Source organism: Acinetobacter colistiniresistens (assembly GCF_024582815.1).
In the GTDB taxonomy this organism is placed as follows: domain Bacteria; phylum Pseudomonadota; class Gammaproteobacteria; order Pseudomonadales; family Moraxellaceae; genus Acinetobacter.
Map to the genome: position 1 here is coordinate 105,247 of NZ_CP102099.1, position 26,086 is coordinate 131,332.

General features: G+C 42.8%; 17 protein-coding genes and 1 pseudogene. 7 read left to right on the forward strand and 11 right to left on the reverse strand.

Annotated elements, in window-relative coordinates:
• Nucleotides 1-81 precede the first annotated feature (81 nt).
• From acnA to NQU59_RS00505, 5 genes are all read right to left on the reverse strand, one after another.
• Nucleotides 82-2,826 (reverse strand): aconitate hydratase AcnA, encoded by a 2,745-nt coding sequence (gene acnA, locus NQU59_RS00485; RefSeq protein WP_257064517.1) that lies wholly within the window; start codon nucleotides 2,824-2,826, stop codon nucleotides 82-84.
• Nucleotides 2,827-2,952: 126 nt separating this feature from the next.
• Nucleotides 2,953-3,768, reverse strand: a complete 816-nt coding sequence (locus NQU59_RS00490; protein ID WP_043973238.1) for a TatD family hydrolase — start codon at nucleotides 3,766-3,768, stop codon at nucleotides 2,953-2,955.
• On the reverse strand, nucleotides 3,768-4,682 hold the full coding sequence (locus NQU59_RS00495; RefSeq protein WP_257064518.1) for an RsiV family protein: 915 nt from the start codon (nucleotides 4,680-4,682) through the stop codon (nucleotides 3,768-3,770). The genes NQU59_RS00490 and NQU59_RS00495 overlap by 1 nt, the downstream gene beginning before the upstream one ends.
• Nucleotides 4,683-4,790: 108 nt before the next feature.
• On the reverse strand, nucleotides 4,791-5,615 hold the full coding sequence (locus NQU59_RS00500; RefSeq protein ID WP_257064519.1) for a hypothetical protein: 825 nt from the start codon (nucleotides 5,613-5,615) through the stop codon (nucleotides 4,791-4,793).
• A gap of 124 nt (nucleotides 5,616-5,739) precedes the next feature.
• Nucleotides 5,740-7,329 carry a peptide chain release factor 3 gene (locus tag NQU59_RS00505; RefSeq protein ID WP_004655793.1) on the reverse strand — a complete coding sequence of 530 codons (1,590 nt, stop codon included), beginning with the start codon at nucleotides 7,327-7,329 and terminating at the stop codon, nucleotides 5,740-5,742.
• Between the two features lie 448 nt (nucleotides 7,330-7,777).
• Between NQU59_RS00505 and NQU59_RS00510 the strand changes: the two genes are divergently transcribed.
• From NQU59_RS00510 to NQU59_RS00520, 3 genes are all read left to right on the forward strand, one after another.
• Entirely contained in the window at nucleotides 7,778-8,791 is a 1,014-nt protein-coding gene (locus NQU59_RS00510; RefSeq protein ID WP_257064520.1) for a DUF1852 domain-containing protein, read from the forward strand.
• 27 nt (nucleotides 8,792-8,818) lie between these two features.
• Nucleotides 8,819-9,841, forward strand: coding sequence for a methionine synthase (locus NQU59_RS00515; RefSeq protein ID WP_257064521.1), 1,023 nt, complete (start codon nucleotides 8,819-8,821; stop codon nucleotides 9,839-9,841).
• 91 nt (nucleotides 9,842-9,932) lie between these two features.
• Complete coding sequence (locus NQU59_RS00520; RefSeq protein ID WP_257064522.1) at nucleotides 9,933-10,424, forward strand: flavin reductase; 492 nt, start codon at nucleotides 9,933-9,935, stop codon at nucleotides 10,422-10,424.
• Here the strand turns inward: NQU59_RS00520 and NQU59_RS00525 are convergent.
• A complete protein-coding gene (locus tag NQU59_RS00525; protein ID WP_257064523.1) occupies nucleotides 10,421-11,851 on the reverse strand; it encodes a methylenetetrahydrofolate reductase C-terminal domain-containing protein in 1,431 nt (476 codons plus the stop codon). The two genes, NQU59_RS00520 and NQU59_RS00525, sit on opposite strands and share 4 nt — an antisense overlap.
• Before the next feature lie 281 nt (nucleotides 11,852-12,132).
• On the opposite strand from NQU59_RS00525, the gene NQU59_RS00530 reads away from it, so the two are divergent.
• On the forward strand, nucleotides 12,133-12,513 hold the full coding sequence (locus NQU59_RS00530; RefSeq protein WP_005239707.1) for a carboxymuconolactone decarboxylase family protein: 381 nt from the start codon (nucleotides 12,133-12,135) through the stop codon (nucleotides 12,511-12,513).
• A 72-nt stretch (nucleotides 12,514-12,585) separates the two neighbouring features.
• Here NQU59_RS00530 and NQU59_RS00535 read toward each other — a convergent pair whose 3' ends face one another.
• The 4 genes from NQU59_RS00535 to NQU59_RS00550 all read right to left on the reverse strand — a co-directional run bounded on the left by NQU59_RS00535 (nucleotide 12,586) and on the right by NQU59_RS00550 (nucleotide 23,196).
• Nucleotides 12,586-13,473, reverse strand: coding sequence for a LysR family transcriptional regulator (locus NQU59_RS00535; protein ID WP_257066078.1), 888 nt, complete (start codon nucleotides 13,471-13,473; stop codon nucleotides 12,586-12,588).
• A gap of 21 nt (nucleotides 13,474-13,494) precedes the next feature.
• A complete protein-coding gene (locus NQU59_RS00540) occupies nucleotides 13,495-14,220 on the reverse strand; it encodes a helix-turn-helix domain-containing protein (protein WP_005239710.1) in 726 nt (241 codons plus the stop codon).
• 189 nt (nucleotides 14,221-14,409) lie between these two features.
• Nucleotides 14,410-14,799, reverse strand: a complete 390-nt coding sequence (locus tag NQU59_RS00545) for an outer membrane protein assembly factor BamE (protein ID WP_257064524.1) — start codon at nucleotides 14,797-14,799, stop codon at nucleotides 14,410-14,412.
• A 63-nt stretch (nucleotides 14,800-14,862) separates the two neighbouring features.
• Nucleotides 14,863-23,196, reverse strand: coding sequence for an ESPR-type extended signal peptide-containing protein (locus NQU59_RS00550; protein WP_257064525.1), 8,334 nt, complete (start codon nucleotides 23,194-23,196; stop codon nucleotides 14,863-14,865).
• Nucleotides 23,197-23,457: 261 nt separating this feature from the next.
• Here NQU59_RS00550 and NQU59_RS00555 point away from each other — a divergent pair.
• Nucleotides 23,458-24,544: pseudogene (locus tag NQU59_RS00555) on the forward strand (helix-turn-helix domain-containing protein).
• 317 nt (nucleotides 24,545-24,861) lie between these two features.
• On the opposite strand, the gene NQU59_RS00560 reads toward NQU59_RS00555, so the two are convergent.
• On the reverse strand, nucleotides 24,862-25,089 hold the full coding sequence (locus NQU59_RS00560) for a hypothetical protein (RefSeq protein WP_005239715.1): 228 nt from the start codon (nucleotides 25,087-25,089) through the stop codon (nucleotides 24,862-24,864).
• A 226-nt stretch (nucleotides 25,090-25,315) separates the two neighbouring features.
• Between NQU59_RS00560 and NQU59_RS00565 the strand changes: the two genes are divergently transcribed.
• Entirely contained in the window at nucleotides 25,316-25,549 is a 234-nt protein-coding gene (locus NQU59_RS00565; protein ID WP_257064527.1) for a hypothetical protein, read from the forward strand.
• A gap of 97 nt (nucleotides 25,550-25,646) precedes the next feature.
• A complete protein-coding gene (locus NQU59_RS00570) occupies nucleotides 25,647-26,078 on the forward strand; it encodes a GNAT family N-acetyltransferase (protein WP_005239720.1) in 432 nt (143 codons plus the stop codon).
• Nucleotides 26,079-26,086: the final 8 nt, after the last annotated feature.

Consider the following 26,086-nt stretch of genomic DNA (forward strand, 5'->3'; position numbering starts at 1 on the left):
CTTAACGCTGAATGCTTGAAACTGAAACAAAAAAAGATGAAAGACCAGCTTTCATCTTTGATTGAGACGATGTTCTAAGGATTATGCAGCAATCAAATTGCGTAGCACATAATGCAAAATGCCACCTGCTTTAAAATATTCCACCTCATTCAAGGTATCAATACGACATAACACTTTAAACTGGTCTTGACTGCCATCTTCTCGTAGCACCTCAACATCCAGCGTCTGATGTGGCTGAATATCATCAGATAGCCCATAAATCGAAAGCACTTCACGCCCAGTCAGATTTAAGGATTGACGGGTTTGACCCTCCACAAACTGTAAGGGCAATACTCCCATACCAACCAGATTCGAACGATGAATCCGTTCAAAACTTTCGGCAATGACGGCTTTGATACCCAATAAATTGGTGCCTTTTGCCGCCCAGTCCCGTGACGAACCCGTACCATACTCCTTACCCGCAATAATCACTAATGGCGTTTGCTGTTGCTGATAAAGCATGGATGCATCGTAAATCGCTAGCTTTTCACCTGTTGGGATGAAGATGGTATTGCCCCCCTCTTCACCATCCAGCATTTCATTCTTGATGCGGATATTGGCAAACGTCCCGCGCATCATCACTTCATGATTACCGCGTCGAGAACCATAAGAGTTGAAGTCTTTGGGTTCAACCCCTTGCTGCTGTAGATAACGCCCAGCAGGACTGTCTTTCTTGATGTTTCCTGCTGGAGAGATATGATCGGTGGTGACCGAATCTCCCAATACCGCCAAGATTCGTGCTTGTTCAATATTGTTAATTGCTTTAGGGGGTTGATTAATTTCTTCAAAAAATGGTGGGTGACGAATATAGGTCGAGTTGTCTTGCCATGCATAGGTCTGGCTTTGCGGAATCTGGATCGCTTGCCAAGCTGCATCTCCATCAAACACCGCTGCATATTCCTTATGGAACATGTCGGTATTGACCTTCTGCAAGACTTGATCAATTTCAAGCTGGCTTGGCCAAATGTCTTTCAAATAGATATCTTGCCCAGTTTGATCTTGTCCGATCGGCTGGGTGGTTAAATCGGTCCGAATATTCCCTGCCAGACCATAGGCCACCACAAGCGGTGGTGAAGCCAGCCAGTTGGTTTTCACTAAAGGATGAACACGCCCTTCAAAGTTACGGTTGCCTGAAAGCACCGAAGCCACATTCAGATCATGACACTGAATCGCTTCCTCAATCGGTTCAGGTAAAGGTCCAGAGTTACCAATACAGGTGGTACAACCATAACCGACCAAGTTATAACCCAACTCATCCAAGTACGGCGTTAAACCTGCTGCTGCCAGATAATCAGTCACCACTTTGGAACCTGGTGCCAGTGAGCTTTTCACCCAAGGTTTACGTTGCAAGCCTTTTTCAATGGCTTTTTTGGCCAGCAGCCCCGCCGCCAACATCACACTTGGATTCGAGGTATTGGTACATGAGGTAATCGCGGAAATCACCACATCGCCGTCATTCAGGGGATATGATTTTCCGTCGATGGTACAAGCAGGTTGTTCATGGGCTAAATTGGCTTTTTGTGCACCGCCCCCACCTTCATTTTCCAAGCGCTCCTTCGCTTCTTTGGCGGGTTTAAGATTCAGTTCCATCAACGCATTAAAGGTTTTCGGAACATCGCCCAACAAAACCCGATCTTGTGGACGCTTTGGTCCTGCCAGACTGGCTTGTACCGTACTCATATCCAAGCTGAGCGTATCAGTAAAAATTGGCTCATCACCGGTATGACGCCATAAGCCTTGCTCTTTACTATAAGCTTCGACCAAATCGATACGGTCTTGTTTGCGTCCCGTCAATGCCAAATAACCCAGCGTCACCTCATCAATCGGGAAGAACCCACAGGTCGCGCCATATTCTGGGGCCATATTGGCAATGGTGGCACGATCGGCCAAAGGTAAATCGGCCAGGCCATCACCATAGAACTCAACAAATTTTCCAACCACACCTTTTTGACGCAGCATCTGGGTAATGGTTAAAACCAAATCCGTGGCGGTAATGCCTTCCTTTAATTTGCCTGTCAGTTTGAAACCAATCACTTCTGGAATCAGCATCGATACAGGTTGTCCTAGCATCGCTGCCTCCGCCTCAATCCCGCCGACACCCCAACCAAGCACGCCCAGTCCATTGATCATGGTGGTATGTGAATCTGTCCCCACCAAGGTATCTGGAAAGGCAAAAACCTGACCTTCATCACCACCTAACCAGACGGCTTGCGCTAAATATTCTAAATTGACTTGGTGGCAAATCCCTGTACCCGGTGGCACTACACTAAAGTTGTTAAAAGCAGATTGTCCCCAACGAAGGAATTGATAGCGTTCACCATTCCGCTGCATTTCGATTTCAACGTTTTCTGCAAAAGCATCGTCATCGGCAAAATGATCGACCATCACCGAGTGGTCAATCACCAAATCCACTGGAGATAAAGGGTTAATCAGGTTGGGATCACCACCTGCCTGTGCCATCGCAGCACGCATCGCAGCCAGATCCACCACCGCAGGAACACCCGTGAAATCCTGCATCAGTACCCGTGCCGGTCGATATTGAATTTCTTGATCTGAACGTTTACTTTTCTGCCAATCGACCAGTGCTTGAATATGTTCTACTTTTACACTTTTTTGGTCTTCAAAACGGAGTAAATTTTCTAGCAAAACCTTTAAAGACTTCGGTAATCGTTCAATATTACCGAGTGTTTGAGCCGCTCGCGCCAAGCTAAAGATTTGATAAGAGGTCGAACCGACGCTGAGTGTTTGTAATGCATTGAAACTATTGATTTTGCTATATCTGGCCATAAGGTTGCCCTCCCAGTATTGGCTGATGTGATTATTATGAAATTGTTCTTTTAATGTACCCCTGTTTAGAAAAGCATGTGTTCCCTTTTAGTATCTTATTTTTAACAAGATTATTTGCTTATTCTCTTAAAATTTAAGTTGTAGCGCTGCCAATGAATTGTGCCAGAGTTGTGCGGCAAGCTGAAGCTTAGGCTGGTCAAGGGTCTGGGCCAAACGCTCCAGAACATAAGGTAAATTAACTGGGGTATTGCGGGTACGATGCTCGGTCGAAGTTTGGCAACACAGCGGTGTCATATCTGGACAATCGGTTTCGATCACCAAGTTTTCACTGCCTATCGCTTGTACCACTTGATGCAGTTTTTTGGCATTCGGATTGGTAATTTGTCCTGTTACCCCAATTTTAAAACCCAGTTTCACTAAGGCTTTGGCTTCTTCCACGCCACCACTAAAGGCATGAGCGATGCCCCCTAATTTGAATTTTTGTGCTTTTAAAATCGCAATGCTTTCTGCATGTGCTTTACGGATATGTAACAGCACTGGTTTTTGATATTGTGTTGCCAATGCCAATTGTTCAATAAAATAATGCTGCTGCTTTGCAAATAGTTCGGGCTGTTTATGCTGTTTTAAAAAGGTATCCAGCCCAATTTCACCCACTGCCACACAATCATGCTGCTGTAACACCTGCTCAAGTCGCTGTAAATGTTCGGTTTGGTGTTGCTCAATATAGAAAGGATGTAAACCCGGGGCCAGATAAGATCGCGGCACATTTTCCCAAGCGAGTAATTGTTGATGAGTCTGAATCAATTCATCAAATCGTGATTCCAGAAAACCGATTAACACCAACGCTTCGACCCCCACCCGTTTTGCTTGCTCAGCCAGATGTTGCCGATCATGATCGAAATCGGCAACATCAAAATGGGTATGGGTATCAAACAGTTGCATTAGCTTTGACTTGGCGTACTTGCAGCGGGTGTAGAGGCTGCTGGCGGATCAATTTTTGGTAAATATTCAGGTTTTAACACGCCTTGTAACTCACTGAATGGAATCACCAAACGAGGCAAACCAACCACATACGGGCCAATCTCATATTCACCATATTGTAAAATCAGGCCTTGTTCCCCCAATAGGAAATTATCGGTGACTTGAAATGGCCATGCCTGTTCATATTCCTTCGGATCTGTTGCCAGTTTGGAATCAACAATCCAGGTTTTAAAGGCTTCATGTGCCAGTTTGTCTAAAGTGGCTTTTTGCTTAGGTAACAATAAATCATGTAATTGCACCTGCTTCTGAGTGGTCAGATCAAAGTTGTAATAGCGTTGTGAGGTCGCGCCATGTGCTCCCCCCAAGTAACTGCTGCTATTCAACACAACCGTCGCCAAAGTTCCTTTCGGTCGTAAAATCTTGGGCTTGATCATCAAGCTAATCTGATGACTACTACTGAGCGCCTTTAACTCTTCATCTATTTTCACAAAGGCATTGGCATAAGCTTGTGCCTGAGCATCTAGACTTGATTTGTCCTCGGCAGTTTTAGGTGTAGAAGCGGCAGACGTGTCCGCATCCACCACATCTAAAATCTTGCTCAGTTGCTCAAGAATTTGCTGATCCAGTAATTGATCAATAAAAGGGAAATTACTTTGTAATCGCTCAACGGTAAAATCTGGACAACTATTACCTTTGCACTCAGGTAAATTCACCTGTAACTTCACCGTTTCACCGCGTAAAACTGGCTCGGCGGGTTGATGTACTGCAGGAGGATCTGTCGGTTTATCCTGTGATTCTTTCGGCTCTGATTTCGGCTGGCAAGCGGCAAGCAAAATTGCACAAGCAAGAACGCTATATTTAAAAATTGTTTTCATTTAAAACCTATCAGCATTGTTATTACACAGGATTTTTAAATGCTATCGAACTTATCGTAAAACCGCTACCAGCACATGCAATTTCTATACGAAACTCGAGCAAGTAAATCAAAACATTTTTTGATAGATTTCAGGTTGCAGCATCTGTTTGCTTTGTTCAGTCGTGAGGTAGATATCCAGTTGAGGTGCATCTTTACTAATCTCATTGGCCCGGTAGTGTAATCCTATCCCTTCACCATCAAAGAACCAATCCGCCTGTCCCCAATACAGTTTTTTCGCGACTTGTTTTTTGACTTCTGCCGATTGTTTCTCGACCCATGTTTGATAGTGGGTTTGAATAATCTGGTTTAAAGCATTTTGCTGATTTTTCTGAATCACATCCAGAATACTGACACTTTTTTGTAATTTACGATCGGCTACAAAGAAATAAAAACGATCTTTCACCGCGATATCTTCCTGTTGCGTATCTACTCCGACTTGCAGCAACACATATTGATTACGCTGTGAAGCAATACGCGTGCTGAGATGCAGCTCATAAGCTTTATTCTTGGAATATTTATCCTGCCATTCATCCGACTTCTTTACATAGGCATTCACGGCTTGCTGTAAGGTTAAATTCTTGTTCTGCTCGATTTGTTGTTGAATCACATTGGCCTGATTTTTGGCAATCCACGCATTGAGCCAGTCATCTTGAGTTTTGATGGTTTGAATATCGACATCAATACAGTTCTTCTTTTCACAGAATGGCAAGGCATAATCGGCCTTGGCTTCTTTCATATTTAAGTAAGGTAGGACTTCAGCTTTTTCGACTGGTGCCGCAGTCTGTTTGCTTTCGGCGGTATCGGCCTTATTTTTATCTGGATGATCACATGCGGTTAAAGCCATTATGCCAATCATCATAATGACAGCTAAAAGTGGTTTTAAAGTGTTCATTGTATCATCCTTTATTTTAATCCCTCCCAACCTCCCTTTATAAAAGGGAGGAGCATCACGAATCTAAATAGTTATAGAACTCGTGAAAAAGTCCCTCTTACATAAAGAGAGACTTAGGGAGATTCTAGTGTTCTCGTGTGTTACGGAACTGAATGTCTGGCCAGCGTTCTTGCATTAACTGCAAGTTTACACGACTTGGTGCCAGATAAGTCAGATGACCACCGCCATCCACTGAAAGCTGGTCATGTGCTTTTTTCTTAAATTCATTCAGAATTTTGTCATCATCACAATGCACCCAGCGCACGGTATGTACACTGACTGGTTCATAAAGACAATCGACCTTATATTCTTCTTTTAAGCGGTAAGCCACCACATCAAACTGTAACACACCGACCGCGCCGACAATCAGGTCATTACTGATTTGTGGCATAAACACTTGGGTTGCACCTTCTTCAGACAACTCTTTCAAACCTTTTTGCAATTGCTTGGATTTCAAAGGATCTTTTAAGCGGACACGGCGGAACATTTCAGGGGCAAAGTGTGGAATCCCTGTGAAATGCAGATCTTCACCACTGGTAAAGGTATCTCCAATCTGAATGGTTCCGTGGTTATGCAAACCAATGATATCGCCTGGCCAAGCTTCTTCCAGATGCTCACGCTCACCTGCAAGGAAGGTTAATGCATCACTGATACGCACATCTTTACCAATACGCACATGATTCATTTTCAAGCCTTTTTCATATTTACCTGAGCAAATACGCATAAAGGCAATACGGTCACGATGCTTTGGATCCATATTGGCTTGAATCTTGAAAACAAAGCCTGTAAAGCCTTCTTCATTGGCTTCAACAATACGTTCTTGTGTTGGATGTGCTTTCGGCTCTGGCGCCCAGTTGATAAAGGTATCCAGAACATGATCCACCGCAAAGTTACCTAACGCTGTACCAAACAATACTGGGGTTTGTTTACCTTGCAAGAAGAGCTCACGGTCGAGTGGCTCATTGGCCATTTGTACCAATTCAAGTGATTCTTCAAATGAAGACCACGCCAACTCACCGACTTTTTCACGAATATCAGCATGGTCATAGCCATCACGTACTTCGATATCGGTAATGGTTGAACCAAAACCTGCTTTATAAACATAAAGTTTATTTTCAAGCAGGTTATACACACCGGCAAAGTCACGTCCCATTCCCAACGGCCATGTAATCGGTACACAACGGATGTTCAAGACATTTTCAATTTCGTCGAGTAACTCTAAAGGCTCACGGATTTCACGGTCCATTTTGTTGACGAATGAAATGATCGGCGTGTCGCGCATACGACACACTTCCATCAATTTAATGGTTCGTTCTTCGACACCTTTTGCCCCATCGATCACCATCAAGGCGGAGTCAACGGCAGTCAGGGTACGATAGGTATCTTCCGAGAAGTCTTCATGTCCCGGAGTATCGAGTAAGTTAATGGTGTGCTTTTTATAAGGGAACTGCATCACCGACGTGGTAATCGAGATGCCACGTTCTTTTTCCATTTCCATCCAGTCTGATGTTGCTGAACGGTCAGACTTACGGCTTTTAACCATCCCCGCAACCTGAATCGCCTTCCCCCATAACAACAGTTTTTCTGTCATGGTGGTCTTACCCGCATCGGGGTGGGAAATAATCGCAAAGGTGCGACGCTGGGCAACCTGTGCCGCTAACTCATCTTTAAACATGCTAAAAATCTACAATTTGTGCACCCACCTGTATCTGCAAACGATGGCAAGAACAGAGGGCATGCGAAAGAATTTAAAATTGGCGCAATTGTAGCAGATTTACAGAACATATTGATCGATTGTTGATATGTCTTAAGTTATCCACAAAAGAAAACTTTTTTGCACAACAAGACCTGCTAACGAAATCAAAGCGCGTGAAAAAATGATTCGATTTGATCCAACTTGGCTAGGCAGTGGCGAGATTTTCTCGGTCTATTTATAGCGACATTCCCTTGAGACAAGCTTTTGAGCCGCCTTCTTGATAGCTCACAATAATGCACAAGCTCAAACATGAATTTCATTCACTTTGGACTTAGATTAAATCATTTTTATTCAGCTAATGATTACGGTATAAATCACTCTATACAGAAATTCCGATTTATCTCAGAAATTAGGGTGGCAGATTAAAATGAGTAAAGCATTTAATTTTACGATCAAGAGTATTCGTTTTGACGAGAACTATCAGCCTTCAAACAATACCCGTATCACAACCAACTTTGCCAATTTGGCTCGTGGTCAAAGCCGCCAAGAAAATCTGCGTAATACCCTAAAAATGATCGACAATCGTTTCAATAGCTTAGCGCATTGGGATAATCCAGCCGCTGACCGCTATGCGGTCGAACTTGAGATTATTTCTGTAGAGATGAATATTGATGCTGGCAGCACGAGCAATGCATTGCCTTTAATTGAAATTTTAAAAACCAGTATTGTTGATCACAAAACCAATCAACGTATTGAAGGCATTGTGGGCAACAACTTCTCTTCTTATGTGCGTGACTATGATTTCAGTGTGTTATTGCTTGATCATAATAAAAATCAGTCGGGATTCAGCACACCAGAGAATTTTGGCGACTTGCATGGCAATCTATTCAAGAGTTTTGTCAATTCAGAGACCTATCAGCAACACTTTAAAAAACAGCCCGTAATCTGTCTCAGTGTTTCGAGCAGTAAGGTCTATCAGCGTACTGCCAATCAACATCCAGTCTTGGGTGTGGAATATGAGCAAGATGAATATTCATTAACGGATGAGTATTTCCAGAAAATGGGCTTAAAGGTGCGTTATTTCATGCCGCCAAACAGTGTTGCGCCGTTGGCTTTCTATTTCTCTGGTGATTTGCTTCGCGATTACACCAATCTGGAATTGATCAGCACCATCAGCACCATGGAAAGCTTCCAGAAAATCTATCGCCCTGAAATTTATAATGCCAATTCAGCGGCCGGAAAATCGTATCAACCGAGTTTGAAGCATCAAGACTACTCACTGACTCGCATTGTCTATGACCGAGAAGAACGTAGTCGTTTGGCGATTGAGCAAGGGAAGTTTGTTGAAGAACAATTCATTAAGCCTTACCAAGCCATTCTGGAACAGTGGTCTGACCGCTACTCTGAAAAAAGCGACTCGCAAACAAATTACGTACACTAATTTATTGAAAATATAAGGTTATTAATGATGAAAAGATTATTACCAACATCGACTGCGGGCAGCTTACCAAAACCGTCTTGGCTGGCAGAACCTGAAAAGCTTTGGTCACCATGGAAATTGCAAGAGCAAGGCTTGATTGAAGGCAAACAGGATGCATTACGTTTGTCTTTGCATGAGCAGCAAGTGGCAGGCATTGATATTGTCAGCGATGGCGAGCAAACTCGTCAGCATTTTGTGACGACATTTATTGAACACCTTACCGGTGTTGATTTTGAGAAGCGCGAAACTGTACGCATCCGTAATCGTTATGATGCCAGTGTACCAACTGTTGTGGGTGCAGTATCACGTCAAAAGCCTGTGTTTGTTGAAGATGCCAAGTTTTTACGTCAGCAAACCAATCAACCGATTAAATGGGCGTTGCCAGGCCCGATGACCATGATTGATACGCTGTATGATGCGCATTATAAAAGTCGTGAAAAACTGGCATGGGAATTTGCCAAAATCCTGAATGAAGAAGCCAAAGAATTAGAAGCAGCGGGTGTGGATATCATTCAGTTCGATGAGCCTGCCTTTAATGTGTTCTTTGATGAAGTGAATGACTGGGGTGTTGCAACCTTGGAACGTGCACTGGAAGGACTGAAATGTGAAACTGCGGTGCATATTTGTTATGGTTACGGCATCAAAGCCAATACCGACTGGAAAAAGACCCTCGGTTCAGAATGGCGTCAATATGAAGAAGCTTTTCCAAAGCTACAGCAGTCAAAAATTGATATCATCTCACTCGAATGCCACAACTCACGTGTGCCAATGGATTTGATTGAGCTGATTCGTGGCAAGAAAGTGATGGTGGGTGCAATTGACGTAGCAAGCAATACCGTTGAAACGCCAGAAGAAGTGGCAAATACACTACGTAAGGCACTTCAATTTGTGGATGCGGATAAGCTCTATCCATCAACCAACTGTGGTATGGCGCCTTTAGCGCGTGATATTGCGCGTGGCAAACTGAATGCATTAAGTGCAGGTGCAGACATTGTTCGTCGAGAACTCTAAGCCCTGTACGCACTGATCGTGTATGGAGTAAAGGGTGACACTTGCTCGCCCTTCTTCTCCCAATATTCAGGTTTAATTGAGGAATAAAGTGATGGTTGAAGCAACAGACTTTAGAGATGCAATGTCTTTATTAACCAGTGCAGTCAGTGTGATTACCACGACAGGCATGTCTGGTCGTTATGGCTTTACTGCATCTGCTGTATGTAGCGTCACTGATACCCCTCCGACCTTATTGGTCTGCATGAATAAAGCATCAAGTTCGCATGTGCATTTTGTCGACAATAAAATCCTCAGCGTGAATGTGTTAAGTGCCCAGCATCAGCATATTTCTAAAGCGTTCTCATCGAAACTGAGTCCAGAAGAGCGCTTTAAACATGGCGTGTGGTCAGAGCTAGAAACCGGTGCACCTATTTTGGAGGATGCCTTGGTAAATTTCGATTGCGAGATTGAGCAGATTCAGGAAGTGGGAACGCATACGATTTTTATTTGTCGTATCGTCGCAATTCAGCAGAGTGAACATGAGCATAGTCTGGTGTATTTTAATCGTGCCTATCATCATGTCGGGCAGACGGAAACCGTTTAAATCTCCTTCCCCCTATTTTGTGGCTCTATTGATTTAAACCAATTCTTCCAAGAGCTCGTTGCCCGTGTCTCGATGGACACGGCTGGAATCAATTCTGTTTTCAGCAGCTCCGTTTGACCAACCGCCTTTGCCAGTCTAGCCTTGACAGAGTGAATACATTCTCGATCGCCAAACTCACAACGATCTAAACTCGTTCCACCACATGGCCCATTGGCCAAACCTTTCGGGCAGGTTTCAGGACAAATATATAATGTTTCACTTAAACGACATTGCCCACAACTATCACACCCAACCGCATAATGCTTGCTGAAATGTTCAACCTTTAATAAAAGATGGCTGGCTTTGGGGCGCTCCCAAAAAGCGGCTTTAAACACAAAACGGCCAAGCTGCAGCGCCGCATTAGAGCTAAAGAAAACACCATGCAGGAGTTGCATATTTTTATATTTTAAAATTTGAGCGCTGGTTACTTTCTTACGAACAATCTCAACCTTTGGCTGAAACACGCGATGGGTCGTCGTTTGCCACAGCTGATACCAAAGCTGCTCACACTCAGTCAGCGATAAGTGTTGATACTGCTGTAATGCCTGTTCAAGTTGAACCTGTTCTTGCGGTTTATGGCATGAGGATAAATGTACGCCTTTATAACCAAGATGCTTACAGATCAAAATTTGCAAGGCACAACGTGCATATACATTTTTTTCAGCCTGAGCTGAATCGCCCTGATTTTCTTGCTCCAATACCTTTAAGATATGCTCAGAAATCACAATGCCAGCCACCTGATGGCGCAGCATAAACTGTGCTCGACGCAAAGTCAGTGGCATCACACAGGCAATCAAGGGAAAGTCAGGATAATCGGGTGCTAATATGGCTTGAGCGTGCTTGGTCTGCTCTAGGTCAAAACCCAATTGGGTAATTACAAAATCTGCTCCTGCCCTAATCTTTTTATGGAGTTTGAAATACTGTGCATCACGCTCTGCTTCGGTATATTTAAATGGATTAAATGCGACACCAATATGAAACGTCTTGCGTTTTTTCGCTGCGATGACTGCATTCACCGATTCTAAATAGCGTGTCCGATCCGTTGCTAGCCCCTGACCAGAGGAATGCTTTTTAAGCTTATCACCTGTGAGCAATAACAGATTTTGCTGCCCTGCTTGCTCAGCCTGATCCAAGAATGTTTCAAACTCGGCAATATCTCTGCCCTTGCCTGAAAAATGTAATAATTTTTCAATTGTTTCAGGATAATGCTGTGCAAATTCAATCGGTGCAGGATCTTCATCAGTTTGCACCCGATCAGCCAACGTCATCATTGCAGGAAAGCCCGCAATTGATTGTGGTACAGGCAGAATACTTTGAGTAGAACATAAGTATTCGACTAAAATACAGAAGCGATCTTGAGCTAAGTGCTGAGCGAATAGAGACAACATAGAAAGGAGATAAATAACAAGGCAGGATGGCGATCCCAAACTACTAGTATAATTTATCTATTTAGAAAATAAAGTGTCCCTCAATAGGTCTGAAGCGCCGACAAGTACACAAATTTCGAAGTCTGCTTAGGTCATTTTCAAACCTTTCATTGTGAATGGAGCTATTTTACTGAGAACAACGCAGTCAGCATGTTCAACTTTAGCTTGTACAATGATTGGGGTAGGATGGGTGTCGTCTCATCAAAAAGCGAACCTTTTCTCACTGCAATAAGAGTAAAAATATGTCACAACAAGATTATGAAAATGGCTTAAAAGTGCGTACCGAAGTTATGGGTGAATCCTTTGTCAAACGTGCGCAGGACAATACTGTACCCTTCACTCAACCTTTACAGGACTGGATTAATGAGCATGCTTGGGGTTCAACTTGGCAACGTGAAGGTGTACTACCCCGTAAATACCGCTCTTTGGTGACGATTGCATTTTTAACTGCATTGAAGAGTCCAACCGAGCTTAAAGGCCATATTCGTGGCGCATTGAATAATGGTGCAACAGTCGAAGAAATTCAGGAAGTATTACTACACAGCTTGCCCTATTGTGGAGCGCCAGCAACCCAGGAAGCCTTTAGAGCTGCACTGGAAGTTATTAATGAGTTTCAAGAATAGAACCAGCCTCAGTACTTCTAGGTTGATGTATAAAGCCCGTGATCTAGATTTGGGCTTTGTACAGCAGTTTCATCATTGGAAATAATGATTCTTCACAATTTCGATAAACGCATTTGCTTCATCCACACCAATCTGCTGAGACTTGATCACCCCGACTTGCAATGAAAGAGAGAAATCGTTCAGTTCAACAATTTCCAGATCATCATGCTGTAACACAAAGCTATCGAAGAAAGATTTCGGATAAAGTCCCAGACCTTCCCCCCTCAAAATACTTTGCAATTGAAGTTCAATACCAAAAATCTCTTTATTAATATAAAACCCCAGTTTTCGGTCATATAAGAGTTGAGCCAAACTTTCTCTAAAACAGCAACCATCAGGATGAAGGATCCAGCCTCGTTTGCTACACATTTCCAAATTATGATATTTACAGGCTTCACCTTTTCTCGTCACGATCACAAAAGGAAGTGTGCCTAACTCAAAGAATGCTATATCGCTGATTAAACCAAGATTTGATGGAATCATCAAAGCAGCTAAATCCAACTCTCCTTCATAGACTTGCTGTATCAGACTGCATCCCCACCCACTATAAATATCAATCTCATAATACGAGCTCAACTTTTTGGATTCATAAACAACATGATCCAAAATGTCATCTATGAATGTTTGTGTAATACCAATCCGAATCTTTTTTTTAACCTCGCTACTGCCTTCACTACTAAAATTTTGAAGTGACTCTAACTGCTTTAAAATAAAACAGCTTTTTAAATACACTTTTTTCCCTAAACTTGTGAGCTGTAATGGCCTAGTCTTTCGATTAAACAATGTGCCTTTAACAAGCTCCTCGATATTGCTAATACGTTTCGTCACTGTTGACTGATTAACACCAAGCTTTTTAGATGCAATCGTGATTGACTGATGATCAACGACATATATAAAAGTTTTTAAGTCCCTAATATCCAAAACTTTATACCTCAAATTGAATTATTTTAAATATTTTCTAAACTGACAAGGCGAACATCCTGTCCATCCTCTAAATGCACGTGTAAAAGCACTATGCTCTGTATAGCCCAGTGTGTATGCAATATCACACAAACTTACATTTTCGTTTTTCAATAAAAATAATGCCTTTTCATGTCGTATTTGCTTGACCAATAATTTGAATTCTTCGCCTTCACTTCTTATTCTTTTCGATAATACCCTGGGTGTTAGTCTCATTTTTTTTGCGACTTTGATTAAATATGGCTCGCCTTCTGACAAGGTATGACCAATTTGCAGATTTACTTTTTCAATAAAGTCGATTGTTGCCTCGATCTTACGTGGACATGATGCAAAAAAGGCTTGCAAGCAAAGCTCATCAAACTTTTTAGAAACCGTAACTGAATCAAATAGGTCACTGGAAAATAAAGCATATTTATAAAAATCGTCTATGTTTGGCTCGAATATGCAATGCACATTATCCATATTAAATTGAGTAGTTAAGCACCTGATCTCATTGGAAAAATCAAGTACCGCTAAATCTTGGTCGACTATCTCGCATCGATATATCAAAATAATTCTAAAATGCTCGACAGATAGGTTATTAATGAGGGAAAAGAACTTATCAACTTCTAAAAGAAAAAAAATAACTGCGTGTTTTAAATCTTTATTCCCGACCTCAATAAGGTGCAGCTTTATATTTTTCCCATGCTGTGAGAAAGTATGAAACATATAATCCATCTCATATTTCAATTCATTCAAGCTTATCAAACCTTAGTCTTAATTTTTTAACACATTAAACTCTTTAAATAATCATTTTAGGAAAATTAAACAAACAGATCATTTAGAGCTGCTTGTTTAATTAACAATCAAATCAATGAGCCTGTCATACAGATAAAATGACAAGATTTTTGCTTAAAACTAAGTCATTTCCTGCTGGCATTCATGTTCTTTCCAAGATAATTTCTCTACTTTATAGGCTCGATCGAAATCAATGCGTAACTGACAACGTTTATATTGTTGCGTATTAGGGATACGGATATCCAAGACATAATTCCACGTTTTGACCAGCATCACGCCTTCATTAAAATGCGGATTTCCTAAAATATGACGAAGCTGGTCTTTATTCATACCCACACTTAAACGTGCAATATCATCGACTTCATAGCGTTTCACCAATTTAAGATAACTCTGATTGACTGCTGGAAAAGTGACATCCTGCGTATGTTTGGCGTCTACCTTACCATTCGCTTGGCTTAGCAATACAACACTCAATAGTGTGGTCATGATCAAAATCTGCATCTTCTTCATCTTTTTTCTCACTTTATTATGGTTTAAACCAAAGAGAGTCCAGAGGACTCCCCTGAATTAAAATCAATCAAATACACCACTTAGACCGATACGGAAACTCGGATCGCCCTGCGAAGCAGCAGCAACGCCTGTAGTCAATGACCAGCGACCATTATCCGCTGTCTTACGCAGTGTTACACCGACAGCATTTTCACCACCGTGATAAGCCGCTCCAACTGCATAAGTATATTTGCCAGAGATATATGGTGCTGTTTCAAGCGCCATCGCTGCGGCTACCCCAGCATTGGCATGCTTTTTAACATCATCAATCCGTTGATTGGTGTCATAAAATGCTTGCTGCATTTGGTCACCTAGATTGGTAATCCGATCACCGAGGGCCTGATCGGCATTGTTTAAAGCATTGAGTGCATCACCCACATTGTCATGTTTTCCACCAGCAACCTCGTAGTTCGGTGGTGTCCATCCACTCACTGGATCATAGCCTGCACCACCACCCAATGCTTTGCCCACATTTTCATAGGACTGGTGCAATTGACTACCATTAATTGCATCTTTTGAATCTGGCGCAATTGTACCTTCGGAAACACCCGTGACCTTCCGACGTCCGGCATCAATACCAGCTTTGGTCATGCTTGGACCTTCGGCGATACGCACACCATCTGCGGCAATCGTGGTTCCTTCACTCCCCCCTACATTGACTTGATTGGCAGCTGTTACACTATCGACCTTAATATCTTTGGCTAAGCCGACTTCATAGTCCTTGCTACCATCCGCCTTGGTCGTTGGCGTGACTGAAATATTGCCATCCTTATTGCTCACCGTCGATTTAGCTGCTGCAGCCGCACCTCGAACTGAGTTAATCGCATCATTAATGTTGTTTTGACCTGTGCCACCAACATTACTGGTCGTGATTGATCCATCTGGATTCACCGTGGCATTACCACCTACAACGTTTTTGACGCTGTCGGCAACACCATGTAACTGACCACCATTAATCGCATCTTGTGATCCCGCAGCAACCGTACCATCTGCTACGCCTGTGACTTTATTGTCTCCTGCATTGATACCGGCTTTGGTCACGCTTGGGCCACCGGTAATATGTAAGCCATCCCCATCAACTTTAGTACCACCTGCTGTCACACTATCAACATTTATGTCCTTCGCTAAACCAACTTTATAATCCGTACTACCGTCCGCATTGGTACTACGATTAATCGTAATATTCTCATCACCCTCCGCCTTGCTGACCGTGGTTTTGGCTGCTTGTGCCGCTTTACCCACTGCACCAATTGCATCATTGATATTGTCTTTGCCTGTTCCTCCAATGTTACTGGTGTTGATCGTACCGTCCGGATTGACTGTGGTATTGCCACCTATTGCATTCGATACACTCTCTGAAACGCCTTTTAATTGGCTGCCATTGATGGCATCTTGTGAATCAGATGCAACTCGGCCAGCTGCGACGCCCCCTATCACCGTATTGCCTGCATTAATGCCACCTGCAGTAATTCGTGGCCCTATAGGATTGCCAGTTGAGTCAACAAAACCGAGTCCGTCCTGACCAAGAACAGTGGTATTTCCTGCCTGGTCTTTTAGACTTACTCCTTTAGCTGTCAGGATGCTTTCATTACCATCTGCATCTGTTGCTGTCACACTGTCAAATTTCACATCCTTCGCAGTAGCAACCTCATAGTTGCTACTCCCATCTGGATTGGTCGATTTGGTCACAACCATATTGTCACCCTCAGTGACCGTCGTCTTGGCTGTAACTGCATTTTTACGCACTGAGTCAATCGCATCATGGATATTGTTCTGACCTGTATTACCAACATTACTGGTCGTCACTGTACCATCTGGATTTAAGACTGTTTCACCGCCAATTGAGCTTCGAACACTATCCGCAACACCATGTAACTGACCACCATTAATCGCTTCGGTTGAGCCTGCTGCGATGGTGCCATCGGCAACACCACTGATCTTGCCCGTTGTTCCATCAATACGGACTCCATCTACACCACCAACCGTGACGTTGTTAAAATCGACACTGTCTTTTGTGGCAACGTTATAGATATCTTGTCCATCTGTGCCCGTAGTTTTGGTTACGGTGATGTTTTTACCTTCAGTCACTTCGGTTTTAGCGGCTGCGGCTGCATTGTCGAGTTGACCTTTATTCACAGCATCAGTGCCATTAACACCTGCACCAACATTGGTAATTGGGTTACCTGCGGCATTAATCCCCGACTTGGTCATGCTTGGCCCATTGCTGATGGTCACGCCATTGTCATTAATGACGGTATCACCTGCAGTTACACTATCAACTTTCAGATTACGGTTTAAACCATATTGAATCGTCTTGCCATTTTTAGTGACCGTCAGGTTTTCTTCATTGGCAACGGTACCGATATCAACCGTATCACCCGCTTTGATTGCACCTGCATTGGCACCATTGCTTTGTAGATTCCAGCCTTTATCCAACTCAGTGATGGCATCGCCAACATTGCTCAGGTTATTGCCATTGACGCTATAGCTTGGTGCACTGACCGTACCATCTGGATTGACAACTGAGCCACCACCTAAAGCATCCGATACGCTCTTCGCTGTTCCTGCCAATTGACTGCCATTGATCGCTTCGGTTGAAGTCGCAGTCACATCACCTGCGGCAACACCGCTGATCTTGCCCGTTGTACCATCAATACGGACTCCATCTACACCACCAACCGTGACGTTGTTAAAATCGACACTGTCTTTTGTGGCAACGTTATAGATATCTTGTCCGTCTGTGCCCGTGGTTTTGGTCACGGTGATGTTTTTACCTTCGGTCACTTCGGTTTTAGCGGCTGCGGCTGCATTGTCGAGTTGGCCTTTATTCACCGCATCAGTGTTATTGACACCTGCTGCAACATTGGTAATTGAATTTCCTGCGGCATTAATCCCCGACTTGGTCATGCTTGGGCCATTGCTGATGGTCACGCCATTGTCATTAATGACGGTATCACCCGCAGTCACACTATCGACTTTCAGATTACGGTTTAAACCATATTGAATCGTCTTGCCATTTTTAGTGACCGTCAGGTTTTCTTCATTGGCAACGGTGCCGATATCAACCGTATCACCCGCTTTGATTGCACCGGCATTGGCACCATTGCTTTGTAGATTCCAGCCTTTATCCAACTCAGTGATGGCATCGCCAACATTGCTCACGTTATTGCCATTGACGCTATAGCTTGGTGCACTGACCGTACCATCTGGATTAACAACTGAGCCACCGCCTAAAGCATCCGATACGCTCTTCGCTGTTCCTGCCAATTGACTGCCATTAATCGCCTCTGTTGAAGTCGCAGTCACATCACCTGCAGCCACCCCACTGATCTTGCCCGTTGCGCCATCAATACGGACTCCATCTACACCACCAACTGTGACGTTGTTAAAATCGACACTGTCTTTTGTGGCAACGTTATAGATATCTTGTCCATCTGTGCCCGTGGTTTTGGTTACGGTGATGTTTTTACCTTCAGTCACTTCGGTTTTAGCGGCTGCGGCTGCATTGTCGAGTTGGCCTTTATTCACCGCATCAGTGTTATTGACACCTGGACCTACATTGGTAATTGGGTTACCTGCGGCATTAATCCCCGACTTGGTGATACTTGGGCCATTGCTGATGGTCACGCCATTGTCATTGATAACGGTATCACCTGCAGTCACACTATCAACTTTCAGATTACGGTTTAAACCATATTGAATCGTCTTGCCATTTTTAGTGACCGTCAGGTTTTCTTCATTGGCAACGGTACCGATATCAACCGTATCACCCGCTTTGATTGCACCGGCATTGGCACCATTGCTTTGTAGATTCCAGCCTTTATCCAACTCAGTGATGGCATCGCCAACATTGCTCACGTTATTGCCATTGACGCTATAGCTTGGTGCACTGACCGTACCATCTGGATTAACAACTGAGCCACCGCCTAAAGCATCGGATACGCTCTTCGCTGTTCCTGCCAATTGACTACCATTAATCGCCTCTGTTGAAGTCGCAGTCACATCGCCTGCTGCGACACCACTGATCTTGCCCGTTGCGCCATCAATACGGACTCCATCTACACCACCAACCGTGACGTTGTTAAAATCGACACTGTCTTTTGTGGCAACGTTATAGATATCTTGTCCATCTGTGCCCGTGGTTTTGGTTACGGTGATGTTTTTACCTTCAGTCACTTCGGTTTTAGCGGCTGCGGCTGCATTGTCGAGTTGGCCTTTATTCACCGCATCAGTGTTATTGACACCTGCACCTACATTGGTAATTGGGTTACCTGCGGCATTAATCCCCGACTTGGTGATACTTGGGCCATTCCTGATGGTCACGCCATTGTCATTAATGACGGTATCGCCTGCAGTCACACTATCGACTTTCAGATTACGGTTTAAACCATATTGAATCGTCTTGCCATTTTTAGTGACCGTCAGGTTTTCTTCATTGGCAACGGTACCGATATCAACCGTATTGCCTGCTTTGATTGCACCGGCATTGGCACCATTGCTTTGTAGATTCCAGCCTTTATCCAACTCAGTGATGGCATCGCCAACATTGCTCACGTTATTGCCATTGACGCTATAGCTTGGTGCACTGACCGTACCATCTGGATTAACAACTGAGCCACCGCCTAAAGCATCCGATACGCTCTTCGCTGTTCCTGCCAATTGACTGCCATTAATCGCCTCTGTTGAAGTCGCAGTCACATCACCTGCGGCAACCCCACTGATCTTGCCCGTTGTGCCATCAAGATTGATATCACCTACTTTCACTGAATCAAAGGCAACATCATTGGCTGTGGCAACGTTATAGATATCTTGTCCATCTGTGCCCGTGGTTTTGGTTACGGTGATATTTTTACCTTCGGTCACTTCGGTTTTAGCGGCTGCGGCTGCATTGTCGAGTTGACCTTTATTCACCGCATCAGTGTTATTGACACCTGCTGCAACATTTGTAATTGAATTTCCTGCGGCATTAATCCCCGACTTGGTCATGCTTGGGCCATTGCTGATGGTCACGCCATTGTCATTAATGACGGTATCACCCGCAGTCACACTATCGACTTTCAGATTACGGTTTAAACCATATTGAATCGTCTTGCCATTTTTAGTGACCGTCAGGTTTTCTTCATTGGCAACGGTACCGATATCAACCGTATCGCCTGCTTTGATTGCACCTGCATTGGCACCATTGCTTTGCAGATTCCAGCCTTTATCCAACTCAGTGATGGCATCGCCAACATTGCTCACGTTATTGCCATTGACGCTATAGCTTGGTGCACTGACCGTACCATCTGGATTAACAACCGAGCCACCGCCTAAAGCATCCGATACGCTCTTCGCTGTTCCTGCCAATTGACTGCCATTAATCGCTTCGGTTGAGCCTGCTGCAATGGTGCCATCAGCAACACCACTGATCTTACCCGTCGTGCCATCAATACGGACTCCATCTACACCACCAACTGTGACGTTATTAAAGTCCACACTGTCTTTTGTTGCGACATTATAAATGTCCTGCCCATCTGTACCTGTGGTTTTGGTTACGGTGATGTTTTTACCTTCAGTCACTTCGGTTTTAGCGGCTGCGGCTGCATTGTCGAGTTGATCTTTATTCACGGCATCTGTGCCATTAACACCTGCACCAACATTGGTAATTGGGCTACCTGCGGCATTGATGCCTGATTTAGTGATACTTGGGCCATTGCTGATGGTCATGCCATTGTTATTAATGACGGTATCACCTGCAGTCACACTATCGACTTTCAGATTACGGTTTAAACCATATTGAATCGTCTTGCCATTTTTAGTGACCGTCAGGTTTTCTTCATTGGCAACGGTGCCGATATCAACCGTATCGCCTGCTTTGATTGCACCTGCATTGGCACCATTGCTTTGCAGATTCCAGCCTTTATCCAACTCAGTGATGGCATCGCCAACATTGCTCACGTTATTGCCATTGACGCTATAGCTTGGTGCACTGACCGTACCATCCGGATTGACAACTGAGCCACCGCCTAGATGATTAGCTGTGGATTCTGCAAGGTTTCCTAAGGCTTGTTGTGTCGAATAAAGCTGAGAACCATTAATTGCATCGGTACTTGTTTCGCTGACACGACCAGCTGCCACATTGGTCACTTGACGTTCATTACCAGCACTACCCACACTAACCACACTGCTTGGGCTTGTACCTGCATAGTTATAAGTGACACCACCTACCGTACCATTGGCAGTTGGATTGGCTGCATCAGTCACAGAACCCGAGCCCAATGCAACGTCACTGGCATTGGCTGCCGTTGCACCCGAACCAAGCGCTATACCACGCACTGCCTGTGCACTCGCATTATCGCCCAATGCGATTGCACCTGCCGCCGCTGCCACAGAAGTATTCCCTAATGCGACTGAACCCTGACCAATGGCTTGGTTTGCATTACCTACCGCAACCGCACCATTGGCAGCTGTTGTTCCAGCTGTATCTCCGGCAGCGGTATTGTTACGGCCTGTCGCAACAGCACCATCACCATTCACAACATTTGGATCACCAATGGCAACAGCTCCATCTCCAGTCGCACGCTGACCACGGCCAATAGAAACAGCTCCACCATCGCCAGTTCTAGAATTGGCTGTGGTGCCATCCGAACCAATGGCAACATTTTTGCCAGTTGCTCCAGTAGTGACACTATTCCCCATAGCAATATTATCGCCACCCGATCCTGCAGCTGTCGCGGCATTACGCCCAATGGCAATATCATTATTACTTATTCCTTTTGCACCTGTCCCTAATGCAATGCTATCCATTCCGATTGCATTGGGTGCCGTAGCGGTATCATTCTGCGCCCCACCCGTGCTGCTGCCAATCGCAATACCGCGTATGCCAGTGGTGTTAGCAGAATTACCTAAAGCAATACCCCCTGTCGCTCCAGCTGCCACTGTCGCTGTATTACCCTGTGCAATTGCAAAATCAGCCAGTGCCTGTGTACCACGCCCCATGGCAATACCCGTATTACCACTAGCAATATTATTCACCCCAATTGCGGTACTACTTATCCCTTTTGAAACATCATTACCAATACCAATACCTGTATTGTATGCTTGACTTGCCAAGTTACCCTGACCAATCACAACATTATAACCTGCAAGAGCAGGATCGCTGGCCGCCGTAATGCTGTTATTACTCCCTATTGCAGTTCCTGCGCCACGATTGCTTATTTTATTGTTTTGACCAACGGCAGTACCTCGACTGAGTACATTATCTTTACCGTCTGGATATACATTAGTTGCCCCAACTACATTACTGCGACGGTCTGCCAACCGTTGCTGCATGCCAATATCTGTCCCTGTTACTTCACTGCCAGCACCAATTGCAACAGATTCAAGTGTACTTGCATTGGTTCGTGTTCCAACAGCAACAGAGTCCTCTGCCGCATTTGCAGATGTCGCAGGGTCATAGTTCCGAATTCCTGAAGCACTTCCAATTGCTACCCCATGCTTGCCTGAAACTGTAGCTGAAAAGCCCAAGGCTATCCCCCCAGTTGCCCCTCGCTGCACTGTTGCAACATTTCCTTGGGCAATTGAGTAATCTGCATCGGCATAACTTTGACGTCCAAAAGCAATTGACGTTTGCCCTGTAACACGGTTTGCAACTCCAATCGCAATACTGTTAGTACCAACTCCTGTACCATCGGTTTTAGCAGCAGCATCGTCCACAATCTGGTTACCAATCCCCATTAATGTATTATAGCCGCCAGTCCCCACTGTACTATTACCTTGGCCCATAAGTACATTATGAAATTGACTGCTACTCTGAGATACATTTGCCGTCCCAACGACAGTCGCCCCACCTTGACCAAGGATGTTATTTTGCCGTCCTACGGCTGTGGAGCCAGTAAATACCCCATTTTTATCTCCTATTGGTACCTGAGCACCATAAGCAGCATTTCCTCCGCCACGGCGATTCACAACAAATTGCTGCCAAGTTGAATCAGTTCCTGAAATCTTATTACCACATCCCAACGCGACACTATTCCCCCCATCTCCCGTATTCCCATTAGTAATACTCGCTACTCCACCTGTACCGCATTGTGCAATCGTCGGTGAAATCGCCATACTGGAACCATTACTGGAGTCTCCTCCACCTGTATTGACACCAGCAAGCGCCCCTGTACTAAAAAAAACCGAGCTTAATGCAAGAGCAATAAGAGTCGGTTTAAGTTGGGCTTGTTGATCTGTAACAGCAGAAGAGTTGATCTTTGTTTTAATTGAGATATTTGTGTTTACATTGCGTTTTTTAGTTGTACCACGTGCATTTTCAGAAACTACAGTCCATAAATTTAGACTCTTATTCCAAACTAAACGATAAATTTTATTCATAATAAGTACTACTTTAGAGGATTCTAACCTGTACAAATCTAAATAAATAAAACCTACATAAACTTAACAACCAATACACAATTTTAACAATCACATCACATATTTGTTTAATTACATGAATCATTCCTCAAAAGAATATTATTAAACATGATTGTCATAAATCTTTAACAAAATGGGACTTTAAATCTCAAACTCATAAAAATATATTCAGCTGATGTATAAGTATTTTAGATCTATCTCTTAATTTTATTTTTAAAATGTATGAAAAAACAAATGCTTAACATTCACAACGATTATCTAAAAATACTTGTGGATACTGCAACCACATTTGGTGTCCCAAAAGGTGAAGTCATTCGATATTGTCAAATTCCTTTATCTTTGCTAACAGATAATAACAACAATGACCGTATAACTTTTGATCAATGGACCGATATTGTGATTCGGTTACTTGATTTATTACCTAACAAAGGAGTTGGCTATCAATTAGGACTAAATTGTAAATTGACTGCCCATGGTGCGATCGGATTTATACTCTTGAGTAACAGTACAATTGGGAGAGTACTGATTGATTTACAAAAATATTATAGTATGCGCATTCATAAAATGGATTTAGCCATCCTTAACAAAAACAATAAAATTATTATTCGACTTACCCCACTCTATCAACTACCCGATCATTTAAACGAAGCCAAAAAAATATGATCAATAAGTTCTTCATAGAAAGTGCATTGATTGACATTATTACTAATTTACAAATGATCACTAACTTTAATTTAACCGGGATTAATATTCATGTGACATGGGATAAAGAGGAATATCACAATCTCTATGAAAAACGTTTACCTGCTTTTCATTTCAATCGGGATCATAATCAAATTATTTTTGACCTTAAATGTCTAGATCTTCCTCTGACTTTTAGTTCAGATACTGCTTACCAACTTGCAATGGAACTGGTCAATAAAGAGTATCTTTTTATAGAGATCAAGATAATAAAATTATTTTAAAGGTCAATCAGCAACTCAAATTTACACCTGGTCTAGGTTTTCCTAGTCTCGTTGATGTTGCAAATAAACTAAAAATATCAGAAAGAACCTTAAAAAGAGAATTGGCACTCGCTAATACAACCTTCTCGGCATTGCTGCAATCCAAAAAATTTGAATTGGCAAAAAAGTTAATTGATTCAAATCGAAATATTCAAGAAATATCTGATTTATTAGGCTATAGCCATATTAGCGCATTTTCCAGAGCATTTTTTGGCTGGACGGGGAAAAAACCGAGTGACTATATTCGTGAACAAAGGGTTTCTATTAAAAACTATTATCTAGAACCACCACAAAAACCATATTAATCGTTTTTAATTATTCCTTTTTCACCGACTGACTAAACATATTAACTCTTAAAATTAAACAGATTATGCCTTTTCAATAAAAGTCATTTCTTTATTTTAAAAATGAGGTTAGATTATAAATACTCAGTTTCCCCTCAGTTGTCGATACCCCGAATTAGGCAACTGAGGCTTTTATTTTCAGGCATATGGTTTTATAATAGCTATTTAATGCGATATATCTATCAACATAAAGCAAGTCGTTTAAATTCCCTGTAAATGCAGTCGAAATTTTCAAATCTTTATCTTTATATACTCTCAATCGTAATATACATTTCTGGCTAAAAAGAACTAAACTTTTCTAATTCATCAATCAGTTGCTTCTTTAATTCATCATCATAAATTTTAAATTTTAGGTTTTCAGTATAACTTTCCGCAAAAATTAAACGGCTAAACTCACTGTTCGCCAACCCCTTGGTCAGCAAGAATGCCTGATAGGCTGCCAGTAAAGCACTTACACGATGATTGAGTGGCTTTTTATCTCGTGTGTTAACCCTTTCATTCTGCATATAAATATCTCCCTAATCTTCAAAATCCCCATATCCACAGTGATTTAAAGTTCTCAAGATATAGCTTCATCTTTTTATCATTGTTTTTATTATGTAAATTACCATAATATTTTTACATGACATTTTTATGACAACCAACACATTCATAAAAAGCAATTAAGATCAGCTAGATAAGTTTTCTTATATAGACTATGCTGTATAAGCCTCTTATATGTGATCTATAACAATGAGCGATACCAGTCTGTTAATCGAATTGAATCAAATGATTGATTATTATATTTCGCGTAACGGCTATCGTCCGACTCGGATTCTCTTGGGCTATAAATCCTATACTGTACTGATGCAAGATCAACATTTTGCTCAAGATGTTATAAATTCTGCTTTAGATCCGAATAAGCGAAAATATAAGAAGCTAAAAATCAAAGTCACCAAAGATGATCATCAATTAGAACTTGAATAATCAAAGTGATCACTTTTATGTCGAATTCAAAGGATAGAAATCTCTCATAAAATGCTTGAAAATAGCCCCCATAAGACAGCCTGCTTGAAGTGAATCCATGATTATAAAAGCAACCCAACACGATCATTCTACGTTAATAGAAATATGGGAAAAATCGGTTAGAGCGACACATGACTTTTTACCTGAAACCATGATTTCAGAACTCAAACCGCTGATCCTGAATGAATATTTTCATCATGTTACACTGCATAAATATGTGATTGAGCATAAAATTGTCGGCTTTTTAGGCTGTAGTAGCGACAATATTGAAATGCTGTTTATTCTGCCAGAATATCGAAGATCAGGGATCGGCAAAGCTTTACTCGATTTTGCAGTTAAACAACTTCAGATCTATAAAGTTGATGTCAATGAACAGAATCTCCAAGCTGTTAACTTTTACCAAAAAATGGGATTTCATACGGTAAGTCGCTCAGAACTCGATGGCCAAGGTAATCCCTATCCGGTTTTACATCTACAAATGACCCCTTAAGCAGCAAT

What these genes read in the sequence shown, in the direction of transcription:
- NQU59_RS00520 (WP_257064522.1), top strand. Translation starts at nt 9,933, where the DNA reads ATGGTTGAAGCAACAGACTTTAGAGATGCAATGTCTTTATTAACCAGT.
- NQU59_RS00490 (WP_043973238.1), bottom strand. Translation starts at nt 3,768, where the DNA reads ATGCAACTGTTTGATACCCATACCCATTTTGATGTTGCCGATTTCGAT.
- NQU59_RS00505 (WP_004655793.1), bottom strand. Translation starts at nt 7,329, where the DNA reads ATGTTTAAAGATGAGTTAGCGGCACAGGTTGCCCAGCGTCGCACCTTT.
- NQU59_RS00545 (WP_257064524.1), bottom strand. Translation starts at nt 14,799, where the DNA reads ATGAAGAAGATGCAGATTTTGATCATGACCACACTATTGAGTGTTGTA.
- NQU59_RS00565 (WP_257064527.1), top strand. Translation starts at nt 25,316, where the DNA reads ATGAGCGATACCAGTCTGTTAATCGAATTGAATCAAATGATTGATTAT.
- NQU59_RS00495 (WP_257064518.1), bottom strand. Translation starts at nt 4,682, where the DNA reads ATGAAAACAATTTTTAAATATAGCGTTCTTGCTTGTGCAATTTTGCTT.
- NQU59_RS00525 (WP_257064523.1), bottom strand. Translation starts at nt 11,851, where the DNA reads ATGTTGTCTCTATTCGCTCAGCACTTAGCTCAAGATCGCTTCTGTATT.
- NQU59_RS00530 (WP_005239707.1), top strand. Translation starts at nt 12,133, where the DNA reads ATGTCACAACAAGATTATGAAAATGGCTTAAAAGTGCGTACCGAAGTT.
- NQU59_RS00560 (WP_005239715.1), bottom strand. Translation starts at nt 25,089, where the DNA reads ATGCAGAATGAAAGGGTTAACACACGAGATAAAAAGCCACTCAATCAT.
- NQU59_RS00570 (WP_005239720.1), top strand. Translation starts at nt 25,647, where the DNA reads ATGATTATAAAAGCAACCCAACACGATCATTCTACGTTAATAGAAATA.
- NQU59_RS00540 (WP_005239710.1), bottom strand. Translation starts at nt 14,220, where the DNA reads ATGTTTCATACTTTCTCACAGCATGGGAAAAATATAAAGCTGCACCTT.
- acnA (WP_257064517.1), bottom strand. Translation starts at nt 2,826, where the DNA reads ATGGCCAGATATAGCAAAATCAATAGTTTCAATGCATTACAAACACTC.
- NQU59_RS00550 (WP_257064525.1), bottom strand. Translation starts at nt 23,196, where the DNA reads ATGAATAAAATTTATCGTTTAGTTTGGAATAAGAGTCTAAATTTATGG.
- NQU59_RS00510 (WP_257064520.1), top strand. Translation starts at nt 7,778, where the DNA reads ATGAGTAAAGCATTTAATTTTACGATCAAGAGTATTCGTTTTGACGAG.
- NQU59_RS00500 (WP_257064519.1), bottom strand. Translation starts at nt 5,615, where the DNA reads ATGAACACTTTAAAACCACTTTTAGCTGTCATTATGATGATTGGCATA.
- NQU59_RS00515 (WP_257064521.1), top strand. Translation starts at nt 8,819, where the DNA reads ATGAAAAGATTATTACCAACATCGACTGCGGGCAGCTTACCAAAACCG.